The sequence below is a fragment of the Paraburkholderia sp. UCT31 genome, from assembly GCF_014397655.1.
Taxonomy (GTDB): domain Bacteria; phylum Pseudomonadota; class Gammaproteobacteria; order Burkholderiales; family Burkholderiaceae; genus Paraburkholderia; species Paraburkholderia tuberum.
Map to the genome: position 1 here is coordinate 83,289 of NZ_VZQP01000024.1, position 13,818 is coordinate 97,106.

At 65.2% G+C, this 13,818-nt stretch carries 12 protein-coding genes; 9 read left to right on the forward strand and 3 right to left on the reverse strand.

The window, feature by feature from the left end:
* The first annotated feature begins 25 nt into the window (after positions 1-25).
* From F6X40_RS21125 to F6X40_RS21155, 7 genes are all read left to right on the forward strand, one after another.
* Positions 26-2,089, forward strand: a complete 2,064-nt coding sequence (locus F6X40_RS21125) for an NADH:flavin oxidoreductase (protein ID WP_187629091.1) — start codon at positions 26-28, stop codon at positions 2,087-2,089.
* 2 nt (positions 2,090-2,091) lie between these two features.
* Positions 2,092-4,017, forward strand: coding sequence for a (Fe-S)-binding protein (locus F6X40_RS21130; protein ID WP_187629092.1), 1,926 nt, complete (start codon positions 2,092-2,094; stop codon positions 4,015-4,017).
* Positions 4,018-4,024: 7 nt separating this feature from the next.
* A complete protein-coding gene (locus tag F6X40_RS21135; protein WP_187629118.1) occupies positions 4,025-5,209 on the forward strand; it encodes an electron transfer flavoprotein subunit alpha/FixB family protein in 1,185 nt (394 codons plus the stop codon).
* Positions 5,206-5,985: an electron transfer flavoprotein subunit beta/FixA family protein gene (locus tag F6X40_RS21140; protein WP_187629093.1), complete on the forward strand. Its 780-nt coding sequence runs from the start codon at positions 5,206-5,208 to the stop codon at positions 5,983-5,985. The genes F6X40_RS21135 and F6X40_RS21140 overlap by 4 nt, the downstream gene beginning before the upstream one ends.
* A gap of 73 nt (positions 5,986-6,058) precedes the next feature.
* Positions 6,059-7,345, forward strand: a complete 1,287-nt coding sequence (locus tag F6X40_RS21145; RefSeq protein WP_187629094.1) for an aromatic ring-hydroxylating oxygenase subunit alpha — start codon at positions 6,059-6,061, stop codon at positions 7,343-7,345.
* 34 nt (positions 7,346-7,379) lie between these two features.
* Complete coding sequence (locus F6X40_RS21150) at positions 7,380-8,570, forward strand: hybrid-cluster NAD(P)-dependent oxidoreductase (RefSeq protein WP_187629095.1); 1,191 nt, start codon at positions 7,380-7,382, stop codon at positions 8,568-8,570.
* A gap of 183 nt (positions 8,571-8,753) precedes the next feature.
* Positions 8,754-9,611 carry a glycine betaine ABC transporter substrate-binding protein gene (locus F6X40_RS21155; protein WP_187629096.1) on the forward strand — a complete coding sequence of 286 codons (858 nt, stop codon included), beginning with the start codon at positions 8,754-8,756 and terminating at the stop codon, positions 9,609-9,611.
* Between the two features lie 58 nt (positions 9,612-9,669).
* Here the strand turns inward: F6X40_RS21155 and F6X40_RS21160 are convergent, their stop codons facing one another.
* Together F6X40_RS21160 and F6X40_RS21165 are read right to left on the reverse strand one after the other, a co-directional pair.
* The gene (locus F6X40_RS21160) at positions 9,670-9,960 is read right to left on the reverse strand and encodes a formyltransferase family protein (protein ID WP_316251825.1); all 291 of its coding nucleotides are present in this window, start codon (positions 9,958-9,960) and stop codon (positions 9,670-9,672) included.
* Between the two features lie 126 nt (positions 9,961-10,086).
* Entirely contained in the window at positions 10,087-11,001 is a 915-nt protein-coding gene (locus F6X40_RS21165; RefSeq protein WP_187629097.1) for a LysR family transcriptional regulator, read from the reverse strand.
* Positions 11,002-11,110: 109 nt separating this feature from the next.
* On the opposite strand from F6X40_RS21165, the gene F6X40_RS21170 reads away from it, so the two are divergent.
* Positions 11,111-11,752 (forward strand): glutathione S-transferase family protein, encoded by a 642-nt coding sequence (locus F6X40_RS21170; RefSeq protein WP_187629098.1) that lies wholly within the window; start codon positions 11,111-11,113, stop codon positions 11,750-11,752.
* A gap of 43 nt (positions 11,753-11,795) precedes the next feature.
* Positions 11,796-12,779 (forward strand): pyridoxamine 5'-phosphate oxidase family protein, encoded by a 984-nt coding sequence (locus tag F6X40_RS21175; protein WP_187629099.1) that lies wholly within the window; start codon positions 11,796-11,798, stop codon positions 12,777-12,779.
* 43 nt (positions 12,780-12,822) lie between these two features.
* Here F6X40_RS21175 and F6X40_RS21180 read toward each other — a convergent pair whose 3' ends face one another.
* A complete protein-coding gene (locus F6X40_RS21180; protein ID WP_187629100.1) occupies positions 12,823-13,227 on the reverse strand; it encodes a helix-turn-helix domain-containing protein in 405 nt (134 codons plus the stop codon).
* Between the last annotated feature and the right edge of the window lie 591 nt (positions 13,228-13,818).

A 13,818-nucleotide genomic window follows, 5' to 3' on the forward strand; every position in this document is an offset into this window, starting at 1 on the left:
TCCGGGCATTCCGAGGTCGATCGCGATGCGCTACCCGAACCTTTTCAAGCCGCTCACGTTGAACAAGCTGACGCTGCGCAATCGCATCGTCAGTACCGCGCACGCGGAGGTCTATGCGGAGCCGGGTGGTCTGCCCGGCGACCGTTATATCCGCTACTACGAGGAAAAGGCAAAGGGCGGAGTCGCACTCGCCGTGTGCGGCGGTTCGAGCCCGGTGTCGATCGACAGCCCGCAAGGCTGGTGGAAGTCGGTGAATCTCGCCACCGACCGGATCGTCGATCCGCTCGCGCGGCTCGCCGAAGCGATGCACGCGCATGGCGCGAAAATCATGATTCAGGCCACCCACATGGGACGCCGCTCGGCGTTTCACGGCGAGCACTGGCCGCATCTGATGTCGCCGTCGGGAGTGCGCGAGCCGGTGCATCGCGGCAACGCGAAGATCATCGAGGTCGAAGAGATCCGCCGCATCATCGGCGACTTCGCGGCGGCCGCGAAGCGCGTTAAGGATGCGGGCATGGACGGCATCGAGATCTCGGCGGCGCACCAGCATCTGATCGATCAGTTCTGGAGCCCGCGCACCAACTTCCGTACCGACGAATGGGGCGGCTCGCTCGAAAACCGCCTGCGTTTCGGCGTCGAAGTGTTGCAGGCGGTGCGCGCGGCGGTGGGCGCCGACTTCTGCGTCGGCCTGCGCATGTGTGGCGACGAATTCCACGAAGACGGGCTCGATCACGAGCAGCTGAAAGAGATTGCCCAGGCGATGAGCGAAAGCGGTCTGATCGACTATCTCGGGGTGATCGGTTCCGGCGCGGACACGCACAATACGCTCGCCAACTGCATGCCGCCGATGGCGCTGCCGCCCGAGCCGTTCGTGCATCTCGCGGCCGGCATCAAGCAGGTCGTCAAGGTGCCGGTGATGCACGCGCAAAGCATTCGCGACGCGGGCCAGGCCGAGCGGCTGCTCGCGAGCGGCATGGTCGATCTGGTCGGCATGACGCGCGCACAGATCGCCGATCCGCATATGGTCATCAAGATCCGCGCTGGCCGCGAGGACGAAATCAGGCAGTGCGTCGGCGCGAACTACTGCATCGACCGTCAGTACAACGGGCTCGATGTGCTGTGCGTGCAGAACGCGGCGACCTCGCGCGAAGCGACGATGCCGCACGTGATCGCCAGGTCGCGCGGGCCTAAGCGCAAGGTCGTGGTGGTCGGCGCGGGGCCGGCGGGGCTCGAAGCGGCGCGCGTCGCGAAGTCGCGCGGTCACGACGTGGTGCTGTTCGAAAAGGACGATCACGTGGGCGGCCAGATCATGCTGGCGGCGAAAGCGCCGCAGCGCGAGCAGATGGCGGGCATCGTGCGCTGGTTCGACATGGAGACGAAGCGCCTCGGCGTGGACCGCCGCCTCGGCGTCGCCGCCGACGAGCGGACCATCATGGCCGAGAAGCCCGACATCGTCGTGCTCGCCACCGGCGGTTCGGCGTTCACGTCGCAGGTCGCGGCGTGGGGCGTCGACGCGGGGCTCGCGGTCAGTTCGTGGGACGTGCTGGCCGGCAAGGTCGAGCCGGGCAGAAACGTGCTCGTGTACGACGGCGTCAGCACGCATGCGGGCGCGGGCATCGCCGATTTCATCGCGAGCCGCGGCGCCAATGTGGAGATCGTCACGCCCGACGTGAAGGTCGCCGACGACGTCGGCGGCACCACGTTCCCGATCTTCTATCGCCGTCTGTACGCGCAAGGCGTGATCCATACGCCCAATTACTCGCTCGACAGGGTGTACGAGGAGGACGGCAAGAAGATCGCCGTGATCCGCAACGAGTACACCGAGGAGCAGGAGGAGCGCGCGGTCGATCAGGTGGTGATCGAAAACGGCAGTACGCCGAACGACCGGCTTTACTGGAAGCTGAAGCCTGAATCGGTCAATCGCGGCCAGGTCGACGTGCACAAGCTGTTCGCGTCCGAACCGCAACCATGTCTCGACGAGCAGCCCGGCGACGGCCGCTTCCTGCTGTTCCGGGTCGGCGACTGCATCTCGATGCACAACATTCACGGCGCGATCTACGACGCGCTGCGCCTTTGCAAGGATTTCTGACGATGAGCCCCGTGTTTGTCATCACCGTCCTGCTGTGGGTGTCGGTGGCCGGTCTCGCGTTCGCGCTGGCGCGCCGCGCCGCCTACTGGCGCGAGGGCCGTGCGACCGTCGCGGGTGCCTATGGCTGGGCCAATCTGCTCGCGATCCCGAAGCGTTACTTCGTCGACCTGCATCACGTGGTCGCGCGCGATCCGTATATCGCCCGCACGCACGTTGCCACGGCGGGCGGAGCGATCCTCGCGATGGCGCTCGTGTTCGTCAACTACGGTCTCGCGATCTACTCGCCGTGGCTGGACAAATTGATCTTTCTCGCCGCGCTGGCGATGCTGATCGGCACGGTGTTCGTGTGGCGCCGCCGGCATGGCGCGAAGACGGTGCCGGCGCGACTCTCGCGCGGGCCGTGGGATCAGTTGCCGTTGCTACTGGGCGCGTTCGCGCTCGGTCTCGCGCTGTTCATCGCGCTTCCGGCGACGATGATGTCCGGCGCGCTCGCGGTGATCGTCGCGCTGTTGATCGCGGCGGGCGCGTTCACGATGACGTTCGGCGCGGCGCGTGGCGGCCCGATGAAACATGCGTTGGCCGGACTGCTGCATCTCGCGTTTCATCCGCGTCAGGAGCGCTTTGGCGATTCCACCGCAGCGCGTCACGCTGGCGATGCCGTGCCGCCCACCGCGCTTAAAATCCCGCTGCTCGACGCGAAAGAATATGGCGTCGGCAAGCCGGTCGAATTCCGCTGGAACCAGTTGCTCAGCTTCGACGCCTGCGTGCAATGCGGCAAATGCGAAGCGGCGTGCCCCGCGTTCGCGGCCGGTCAGCCGCTCAATCCGAAGAAGCTGATTCAGGATCTGGTAACCGGCATGGTCGGCGGCACCGACGCGCAGTACGCAGGCAGCCCGACGCCCGGCATTCCGGTCGGCAAGCACGCGGGCGCGCCCGCCAAGCCGCTGATCTCGACGCTGATCGAAGCGGACACGCTGTGGTCCTGCACGACCTGCCGCGCCTGCGTGCAGGAGTGCCCGATGCTGATCGAGCACGTGGACGCGATCGTGGACATGCGCCGCAATCAGACGCTCGTCGAAGGCAGCGTGCCGGGCAAGGGGCCGGCGACGCTCGCGAATCTGCGCGAAACCGGCAGCCTCAACGGCTACGACATCGGCGCGCGCTACGACTGGGCCGTCGATCTGCAGGTGCAGGTCGCGCAGCCGGGCCGTCACGTGGACGTGCTGCTGATCGCCGGCGAAGGCGCGTTCGACATGCGCTATCAGCGCACGCTGCGCGCGCTCGTCAAGGTGCTGAACCGCGCGGGCGTCGATTACGCGGTACTGGGCGGTGTCGAGACCGATACCGGCGACACCGCGCGGCGGCTCGGTGACGAAGCGACATTCCAGCAACTGGCCCGTACGCTGATCGGGACGCTCGCGCAGTACTCGTTCGCGCGCATCGTTACCGCCGATCCGCATGTGCTGCATAGCCTGCGCAACGAGTATCGCGCGCTCGGCGGGTTCTATCAGGTCCAGCATCACACGGCGCTGATCGACGAACTGATCGCGAGCGGCAAGCTGTCGCCGCGCGCGGCCGCCGCCGTCGCGGCGCGCAACATCACGTATCACGACCCGTGCTATCTGGGCCGCTACAACGGCGAGACGGAAGCGCCGCGCCGGGTGCTGAAGAGCATCGGCGTCAAGGTGGTCGAGATGGAGCGTCACGGCCTGCGCGGACGCTGCTGCGGCGGCGGTGGCGGCGCACCGTTGACCGATATCCCGGGCAAACGGCGGATTCCCGACATCCGTATCGACGACGCGCGCGCGAGCGGCGCCGAGATCGTCGCGGTCGGCTGCCCGAATTGCACGGCGATGCTCGAAGGGGTGGTGGGGCCGCGACCGGAGGTGCTGGACGTCGCCGAACTGGTCGCCGCGGCGCTGGAGTAACGCGATGATGAATACGCTCAAACGAATCGATCCGCGCCGGCCGTTCACGGTGACGGCACAGGGACTCAGGCGCATCACGCTCGGCGTCGTTGGCATCGCGGACGCCGACAGTGCCACACGGTCCGATGCGCGTCATGCCGGGCATCGCGAACAGCCGAAGCCGCGCCGCACGACGGCCGCGCCGCGCCATGTGCTGCTGGTCGCGGCGCACGCGGACCGCGGCGCGCTCGATGAACATGCGCGCCAGACGCTCGCGGCCGCCGCGCTGATCGCGGACACGCACAGCGAAGTCGTGCTGCTGGTGTTCGGCGAATTCACCGGCGATGCCGCCGCGCTCGGCGCCGACAAGCTGATCGAATTGCCGATGTTCGATCGCCGCACGTACGCGCCGGACGATGAACTGAATGCGCTGGCGGCCTGCGTCGCGGCCTATGCGCCAGCCCATGTCTTGCTGCCCGACAACGCGACCGGCGACGGCGACCTCGGCCGCCGCTATGCGGCGGTGGCCGATGCAAGCGTCGCGACGCACGTCGTCGAGATCGATGCCGGGCACGTGTGCACTTATATTCGCGCGAATTCGGCGCTCGCCAGCCGCGCGCTGCCCGAGGTCGTGCTGCTCGAGCCGAATGCGGTCGATCCGAAGCTGCCGTTCGTCGGCGCGGGCGAGCGGGTCGCGTGGCGCTTCGACCGCGAAGCGGACAGCACGGTCGCGCAACGAGCGATACACGATCTCGGCATCGACGAAATCGACGCGGCGCAGGTCGCGCTGGAGGAGGCGGATTTCATCGTGTCGGCGGGCAACGGCGTCAGCGACGTGCCCGCGTTCGAGCGACTCGCGACGACCCTCGGCGCGGCGATCGGTGCCAGCCGGGTTGCCGTCGACGACGGCAAGTTCACGCGCGACAAGCAGATCGGCGCGACCGGCAAGACCGTCGAGGCGAGCGTGTATATCGCGTTCGGCATCTCGGGGGCGGTGCAGCATCTGCAAGGCATCAAGGATTGCCGCCATGTGATCGCGGTGAATCTCGACGCGAGCGCGCCGATCGCGAAGCGCGCGAATCTGACCGTGATCGCCGACGCGCAGGAAACCATCGCGGCGCTCAAAGAGGCGGCGGCCGCGGCGCGCGGTGCCCGCGCCACCTCGGCCGCACTGCTGCGGCCGGGCAAGCTTGCCGAAGGAGTGCTCGCATGAAGATCGCCGTGCTGGTTTCAGTCGGACGTCACCCGGTCAGCGGCATCGCGCGCTACAGCCGCAATGATGCGGCGGCGTTGACGCTGGCGCTGTCGCTCGTCAGAACGCATGGCGCGACGCTCGACGTGCTGCACGCGGGCGATCCGTCGAACGCCGCGTTGAACGAGTATCTGGCGCTCGGCGCGCGTTCGGTCGAAGTGCTCGAGATGCCGCCCGACGCCGATCCTGCGCCGCAACTCGCCGGGCGTTTGCGTGGCTACGAGCTGGTGCTGACCGGCACGCGCGCCGAAGGCGGTTTCGATAGCGGCATGCTGCCGTATCGCGTCGCGCATGCGCTGGCGGTGCCGCTCGTCGGCGCCGCCGTCGATGTGGCGCTGCGCGACGGTCGAGCGCAGGTCCGGCAGTTCATGCCGAAGGGCCTGCGACGGCGCGTCGAAGTGCGGCTGCCGGCATTGGTTGCCGTGCATCCGCTCGCGAACGTCGCGACCTCGTACGCGTATGCACGAATGCGCGAAGGCACGATCGAGCGCGCCGTCGCGCCGGTCGCCGACGCGCGGCACGGCACCACTCCCGAACAGTCCGCATGGACGATCGGCCCCGCCACAGCGAAACCGGTGCGCCTCGCCGCCGCCGAAAAGCGCTCGGGCCACGCGCGCATGCTGTCGGCGACGACGACCGAGAGCCGCGGCGGCAGCGTCGTAATTGAAGGGAGTACCGTCGAAAAAGCACAAGTGATACTCGCGTATTTGCGCGAGCATCAACTGGTGGATTACTGAATTCCGGCTCGGGCCAGCATGCGACCAGGAGGGCCTGGCGCGGCGCCAGACGTGACACGCAACGGAGCAAACAATGAAAGTTTCCGCAGACGTTCGCGCAATGCTCGAACGCCGCAAGCAGAACTACACGCTGGAAGCGCCGTTCTATACCAGCGAGCACATCTTCGCGCTCGACATCGACGCGATTTTCCGCCAGCACTGGATTCAGGTCGCGGTCGAGCCCGACGTGCCCGAGCCGGGCGACTATGTGACGGTCGAGATCGGCGACGATTCGATCCTGATCGTGCGCGACGACGACATGCGGGTGCGTGCGTTTCATAACGTATGCCGCCACCGCGGCGCGCGTCTGTGCAATACCGGCAAGGGCTCGCTCGGCAATATCGTCTGTCCGTATCACAGCTGGACGTATAGCCTCAATGGCGACCTGATGTTCGCCGAGCACATGGGCGAGCAGTTCGAGCGCTGCAAACATAGTCTGAAAGCGGTGCATGTCGAAAATCTCGCCGGACTGATTTTCATCTGCCTCGCCGAGCAGCCGCCCGCCGATTTCGCCGTGATGCGCGCCGCGATGGAACCGTATCTGTTGCCGCACGATCTGGCCGGCTGCAAGATCGCCGCGTCGATCGACATCATCGAGGAGGGCAACTGGAAGCTGACGATGGAAAACAATCGCGAGTGCTATCACTGCGTGGCGAACCATCCGGAGCTGACCATCTCGCTGTACGAATACGGTTTCGGTTATCAGCGCACGCCGGCGAACGAGGAGGGCATGGCCGCGTTCGAGACGACGGTCGCGCGCCGCACCGCGCAGTGGGAGGCGATGCAGTTGCCGTCGGCGGAAATCGAGCGGCTCGCCGACCTGGTCACCGGGTTTCGTACGCAACGTCTGCCGCTCGATCGCGACGGCGAATCGCAGACGCTCGACGCGAAGGTCGCCTCGAAGAAGCTGCTCGGCGGATTCAGGCATGCGGATCTCGGCGGCCTGTCGTTCTGGACCCAGCCGAATTCGTGGCATCACTTCATGAGCGACCACATCGTCAGTTTCTCGGTGCTTCCGCTGTCGGCCGGCAAGACGCTGGTGCGCACCAAATGGCTCGTGCACAAGGACGCGCGCGAAGGCATCGATTACGACCTCGACAATCTGACCGCCGTATGGCGCGCGACCAACGACCAGGATCGCGCGCTCGTCGAATATTCGCAGCGCGGCGCGACGAGCAGCGCGTATGAGCCGGGTCCTTATTCACCGTTCACCGAAGGACTCGTCGAAAAGTTCTGCGAGTGGTATATCGGCCGTCTCGCGGATTACGACGCGAACCCACGGGCGGTGCACGACGAGAAAGTCGTGTCGTTCGTGCGCTGAGCGCAAGACCGCAATGAGGAGCGGGGGGACAACCATGATGCGCGATCAGGCCATGTTTCAACCGGACATCGAGCAGACTTCGCAGAATCCAGCAGACGCGCCGAGCCGCGTCACGCAGCCGCGCTTCTGGGACGCGCTGCCGGCGCGCTGGAACAGCGACGCCGACGACACGCTGGAGTGCTGCCAGGTCCGCAGCGAAACGCACGACGTGAAGAGTTTCTTCTTCCGCGCGCCATCCGGTCGGGCGTTCGTGTTCGAGCCGGGGCAATTCATCACGCTGGAGTTGGAGATTGACGGCGAGCGCGTCAATCGCTGCTATACGATCTCGTCTGCGCCCACACGGCCGCATACGATTTCGATCACCGTCAAGCGCGTGCCGGGCGGCCCGGTGTCCAACTGGCTGCACGACCATCTGCATGCGGGTATGCAGGTACGCGTGCTGGGCCCAGCCGGCGAATTCACCTGCGCGCGGCATCCGGCGCGCAAGTTGCTGTTTTTGTCGGCGGGCTCTGGCATCACGCCGCTGATGTCGATGAGCCGCGCGCATCATGAACTCGGCGAGGACAGCGATATCGTCTTCGTGCACAGCGCGCGTACGCCGGACGACATCATCTTCGCGCGCGAGCTCGATCTGATCGCCGCCAATCAGGCGCATTTCCGCACCGCGTTCGTCTGCGAACGCGTGGGCACGCGCACCAATTGGCCCGGCATCACCGGCTTTCTGACGCTGCCGCTGCTGAAACTGATTGCGCCGGATTTTCTGGAGCGCGAGATTTTCACGTGCGGCCCCGCGCCGTATATGCAGGCGGTGCGCAATCTGCTCGATGAAGGCGGCTTCGATCGCCAGCACTATCACGAGGAAAGCTTCTCGTTCGAGACCGTCAGCGAAGTGGCCGCGCAATTGGCCGAAGCGCATGTCGCGCACACGCTGAGCGATGCGTGCGCGCCGGCCGAAACCGCCACGCGTTTCAAGGTGCGCTTTACGCGCAGTCATCGCGAGATCGAGTGCGGCGGCGGCCAGCATGTGCTCGATGCGGCGAAGCAGGCGGGCGTGCGGCTGCCGGCGTCGTGCACGCAAGGCATGTGCGGCACCTGCAAGGTGAAGCTCGTGTCCGGCGAAGTGGCGATGAAGCACGCGGGCGGTATCCGTCAGCGCGAGATCGATCAGGGCATGGTGCTGCTGTGCTGTAGCAAGCCGCTGACCGATCTCGTCGTCGACAAGTAATACGACTGATAACACCACAACAACACGGCAAACACTGGGCGGAATTGCGTGGAAGTCGCATGCGGACAACTGCATGTCGCAAAACAACGCTACCCGGCAATTCTGGTTGGCGATTCTGAATACGCGATGTGCGGTTCGATGGCAAACGCGTCAATGGGCAAATGGATCAACGGGAGAACGTCGATGAGACTGATCGGAAAGATAGTGGTGGCAAGCGCGTTGGGGGTGATGCTGGCGGCGGTCAGTGCGGGCGTGTCGGCCGATTCGAAGCCGACCATCAAGATCGGTTACGTGGAGGGCTGGGACGATAGCGTGGCGACCTCGAACGTGGCCGCCGAGGTGATCGAAAAACGCCTCGGTTATCAGGTGCAACTGGTGCCGGTGGCGGCCGGCGTGATGTGGCAGGGTGTGGCGCGCGGCGATCTCGACGCGACGCTGTCCGCGTGGCTGCCGGTCACGCACGGCGCCTACTGGAACAACTTCAAGGACAAGGTGGTCGACCTCGGGCCGAACTTCAACGACGCGAAGATCGGTCTGATCGTGCCGGACAACGCGGACGTGAAGAGCGTCGGCGATCTGCAGGCGAAGAAGGCGGAGTTCGGCGCGCGCATCGTCGGCATCGACGCCGGCGCGGGTGTGATGCAGAAAACCAGCGAGGCGATCAAGGCCTATGGGCTCGACTATCAGCTGATGCCGAGTTCCGGAAGCGCGATGACCGCCGAACTGGCGCGCTCGGAGGCGGCCAGCAAGCCGATCATCGTGACCGGATGGAAGCCGCACTGGATGTTCGCCAAGTACAAGCTGAAGTTCCTCGACGATCCGAAGAAGGTATTCGGTGAAGCCGAGCACGTGGATAGCGTGGTGAATCCCGAACTCGAGAAAAAAGCGCCGACAGTGGTCGCGTTCCTGAAGAAGTTCCAATGGAAGCCGGGCGAGATCGACACGGTGATGCTGGCCACGCAGAATGGCGAAAAGCCGACTGCAGCGGCCGACGCGTGGGTCAGCGCGCATGCGGACCGGGTGGATAGCTGGGTGAAGTAACTCGGCCAGACGTCGGCGCAGCACACGAAAACGCCGCTTTTCAGCGGCGTTTTTCTGTTTACCGCAGCACGACGGTGCGCTCGCCGTTGATGAACACACGCCGCTCGACGAACGCCTTGACCGCGCGCGCGAGCGTAATGCATTCGACGTCGCGTCCGGTCGTCAGCAGCCGTTCGGGACTGTACGAGTGATCGACCGGTTCGACTCCCTGCTCGATGATCGGACCTTCGTCGAGATCGTCGGTGACGAAATGCGCGGTGGCGCCGATTACCTTGACGCCGCGCTCGGACACGCGACGCTGAGAACCCCTTGAGCAGGACGGGAAATGGCGGACATAAGCTCTCTCCACATTGACGATCAGGCGAGGCCGCGGGGTGCGGCGCGCATCGTCGCAGTAGAGCAAATCGGGCGATAACGCGGATAGAAGCTAACCGCCGTTGCGCTGGAATGGGAGCGCCAGGAGGGATCTGCCGTGCTAATCCGCAGGCTCCGCCGCGAGCCTTCGCTTCAGCGTATCGATCAACGCGCGCACCTTCGCCGGCGGGTGACTCGTCGGCGGGAACACGGCCTGAATGCTCGCCGGTGCGCTCGCCCATTCGGGCAGCAGCCGGATCAGCCGTCCCGCCGCGACGTCGTCCGCGATCGAAAAATCCGTCAACAGACCGATGCCGCCGCCCGCGAGCGTCGCCGCGCGGCAGGCATCGGCCGTGTTGACGCGCAACGCGGACGCGCAGCGCACGCTCGCGATCTTGCCGTCGACGTGCCGCAAATCGAGCGTCAACGGATGCGGCAGCACCGACAACGCGCAATAGGGCAGCGTCTCCAGCGCGGCCGGCGTGCCCGGCACGCCCCACGTCCGCAGGAACTCCGGACTCGCGACGAGCCATTTGACGAAGCTGCCGAGCTTCACCGCGCGGTAGTTGGAATCCGCGAGGCGACCAAGCCGGATCGCTACATCGATGCCATCGGCGATCAGATCGACGTAGCGGTCGCTGCTCAGCAGCTCGACGTCGAGCTGCGCATGCGTGCGGCGCAATTCGACCAGCGCGGGCGCGACGACGAGCGTGCCGTAGTCGTTCGGCGCACTGACGCGCAGCGTGCCGCGCACCGGTGAGGTTTCCCCGCCGAGCGCGTTCAGCGCGTCCTCGGTGGCGCGCAGAATCTTCACGCTCGCCTCGTAGAACGTGCGGCCCGCCTCGGTGACGCCGAGCCGCCGGGTGGTGCGCACCAGCAGGCTCGCGCCGACCTCCGCCTCGAGCCTCTGCATGTGCGTGCTGACCATCGTCTTCGCGAGCCCGAGCCGCGTCGCGGCGGCGCTCAGCGAGCCCGCGTCGATGACCGCGACGAAGATCGCGAGGCGGTTCAGGTTCACGTTGCGCACATCGGCCATGATCGATTGTCCATTCTCGCTTGACTGTGTTTCCCGGATTATCGGGCTTCCGCGCGACAGTGCCTACGCCTTATGCTGGGCGTGTCATTCAACGTATCCGGAGCCATCCATGCCCGCTGCCAGACCCGCCGAGCCTATCAAGCTGTATACGACGCTGCTTTCAGGCCACGGTCATCGCGTGAAGCTGTTTCTGACGCTGCTCGATCTGCCGTTCGAGGTGATCGAGCTGAACATGAAGGCGGGCGACAACCGCAAGCCCGAGTACCTCGCGCTGAACCCATTCGGTCAGGTGCCGACGATTCAGGACGGCGAGCTCACGCTGTTCGATTCGAACGCGATTCTGGTCTATCTGGCGAAGCGCTATGGCGACGCATCGTGGCTGCCGGACGATCCGCGCGGCGCCGCGGCGGTGCAGCGCTGGCTGTCGCTCGCGGCTGGCCAGATCGCCTACGGGCCGTGCGCGGCGCGGCTCGTGACGGTGTTCGGCGCGCCGCTCGACCACCAACGTGCGAAGCAGATCGCCGTCAAGCTGTTCGACGTGATCGACGAGGAGCTTGCCGGTAAGCCGTTCGTGGCTGGCGCGCACGTCACGATCGCCGATATCGCCGCGCACACGTATATCGCTCACGCGCCCGAGGGTGGCGTGTCGTTGCAGCCGTATCCGAACATTCGCGCGTGGCTGCAGCGCGTGGAGGCACTGCCGCGTTTCATCGCGATGCCTTCGACGAAGGCGGGCTTGCTGGCGGCGTGATACGCGTTGACGGCTGCGTCAGATCTTGCAAAGGAGTCCGATCATGTCCGAGTTCGTCCCGTTGAATAGCTGGGGAGGCGACGCGTCGCCGTTTCATGCCGGCGAGCAGGATGCGCAGCAGCGCGCGGGTGTGCGGGAGGTGGCCGAGTCGATGGGACGTCGGGGCATTCGCCGATTCATGCCTGAGCAGCATCGCGAGTTCTTTGCCGCGCAGCCGTTCGTCGTGATTGGCGGCGTCGATGCGAGCGCTCAGCCGTGGGCGACGCTGCGTGCGGGTGCGCCGGGTTTCGTCTCGGCACCGGATGCGCGGACACTGCGCATCGAAGGTGGCACATTGGCTGGCGATCCGCTCGCCGCGGGTTGGCGCGAAGGCGCGCAGCTTGGTGCGCTGGGCATCGAGCCGCGTACGCGGCGGCGCAATCGGGCAAATGGCGTCGTCCGGTCCGTGGCAGGCGACACGTTGCAGGTCGAAGTCACGCAGAGCTTCGGCAATTGCCCGAAGTATATCCAGAGCCGCGCGCCGTCTTTCATCGAGCGGGACGCGGCCGCGACACGCGCGCAGCCCGAGATCGCCACGCTTCTGAGCAGTGCCGACCGCGAGTTGCTCGCGAGCGCGGACACGTTCTTTATCGCCAGCGCGAATCTGAGCGAGGAAGCGGGGCCGGGAAAGGGGATCGACGTTTCCCATCGCGGCGGTGCGCCGGGCTTCGTGCGCGTGGACGACGCAACTACGCTGACCACGCCCGACTACAGCGGCAACCGCTTCTTCAACACGATCGGCAACCTCGTGCACGATCCGCGCGCGGGTCTGCTGTTTATCGACTTCGCAACCGGCGATCTGCTTTATCTGGCGGTGCGAGCAGAGATCATCTGGGACGGCGACGAACTCGCGGCATTTGCGGGCGCGCAGCGGCTCGTGCGGTTTCATGTGAGCGAAGTGCGGCGCGGTCGCGGCGCGTTGCCGTTCCAATGGTCGGAGGTCGAACTGGCGCCGCAGTTTCTGCCAAAGGTGCGAGAAAGCGCCTGAGCCGATGCGCACGCGCGTGCTTTAGCTGGGTACGGCCGCCGTTTTACTGCGCATTCCGGCCGAGCCGATAAGACACGCCGAGTCTGGTGGCCAGTTGCCATACATAGACTCGCGAGTACGAAATGCCGAACTGACGGCTTATCAGCTCGCGCATACGCGCATTGCTCCAGCCGTCGGCGTCGAAGCCGTAGTCCCGCGGCGAGGCCCTCAGCGCCTGGGCCAACCAGTCCAGATCCGCCACCGCGAGTGCGGAATGGCGGCCGCCGACGCTCATGTTTCTCAGCGCCTCGAGCCCGCCTTGCTCCAATAGCTTGCGATATCGCTCGACGGTGGTCTTGGCCATGCCCATCTGTCTCGCGACCTCGGCCGCAGCGACGCCGTCGAGCAGTTTCTGGCCCGCCGTGAGACGCCGTGCGACGGTCGGCAAATCGTCATTTGGTGGATGCATCGGAGAACTCCGCCGTTGGGTCGCTGACCGGACTGCAATCGGTTACTGGGGTAGACAGTGAGGAGGGCGCGCCACCTACAGATAATCGAAAAATCGCCCGCTGTGTCCAAAAGAATAAAAAATCAATCGCGTCTTTCCTCTGATAGAAAATCACGCAATCTTCCCGTAAGGCGGTTACACGATGTTTTCTTTCTAAAATCTTAAATATCTCTCTTGCGATTGAATTTAACGTTTGCTAACCTGATTGATGTGATTCAAAGCCGTCAATCCGGCTCGGCTCGCTCTGACAGCCCGCATACCGCCAGGCCGCATCCGGCTTGACGTCGGGCGCTTTTAAGTGCGGGCGGCAGGTCGGCAGACTGAACCGTTTGAGTGCACGGATTCCTGTTTTGCGAATGTAATTGGAATGCATTTTTCGATGCAGGGTGGCGATTCGCCGGAAAGCTGCGAAAAAGGTGCTGAAGATTGAAAATCCTTCGCGGCGTTTTTCCAGCGGATTATATGTAAACGGGACATTCGCGCAGAGTGGCGTTGTGAAGCCCGAATCCAGTAACCACCCGCTTAATTTTAGCTGCGTCGTTCAATACCGGA

What these genes read in the sequence shown, in the direction of transcription:
- F6X40_RS21180 (WP_187629100.1), bottom strand. Translation starts at nt 13,227, where the DNA reads ATGCATCCACCAAATGACGATTTGCCGACCGTCGCACGGCGTCTCACG.
- F6X40_RS21145 (WP_187629094.1), top strand. Translation starts at nt 6,059, where the DNA reads ATGAAAGTTTCCGCAGACGTTCGCGCAATGCTCGAACGCCGCAAGCAG.
- F6X40_RS21150 (WP_187629095.1), top strand. Translation starts at nt 7,380, where the DNA reads ATGATGCGCGATCAGGCCATGTTTCAACCGGACATCGAGCAGACTTCG.
- F6X40_RS21140 (WP_187629093.1), top strand. Translation starts at nt 5,206, where the DNA reads ATGAAGATCGCCGTGCTGGTTTCAGTCGGACGTCACCCGGTCAGCGGC.
- F6X40_RS21175 (WP_187629099.1), top strand. Translation starts at nt 11,796, where the DNA reads ATGTCCGAGTTCGTCCCGTTGAATAGCTGGGGAGGCGACGCGTCGCCG.
- F6X40_RS21135 (WP_187629118.1), top strand. Translation starts at nt 4,025, where the DNA reads ATGAATACGCTCAAACGAATCGATCCGCGCCGGCCGTTCACGGTGACG.
- F6X40_RS21125 (WP_187629091.1), top strand. Translation starts at nt 26, where the DNA reads ATGCGCTACCCGAACCTTTTCAAGCCGCTCACGTTGAACAAGCTGACG.
- F6X40_RS21170 (WP_187629098.1), top strand. Translation starts at nt 11,111, where the DNA reads ATGCCCGCTGCCAGACCCGCCGAGCCTATCAAGCTGTATACGACGCTG.
- F6X40_RS21130 (WP_187629092.1), top strand. Translation starts at nt 2,092, where the DNA reads ATGAGCCCCGTGTTTGTCATCACCGTCCTGCTGTGGGTGTCGGTGGCC.
- F6X40_RS21155 (WP_187629096.1), top strand. Translation starts at nt 8,754, where the DNA reads ATGAGACTGATCGGAAAGATAGTGGTGGCAAGCGCGTTGGGGGTGATG.
- F6X40_RS21165 (WP_187629097.1), bottom strand. Translation starts at nt 11,001, where the DNA reads ATGGCCGATGTGCGCAACGTGAACCTGAACCGCCTCGCGATCTTCGTC.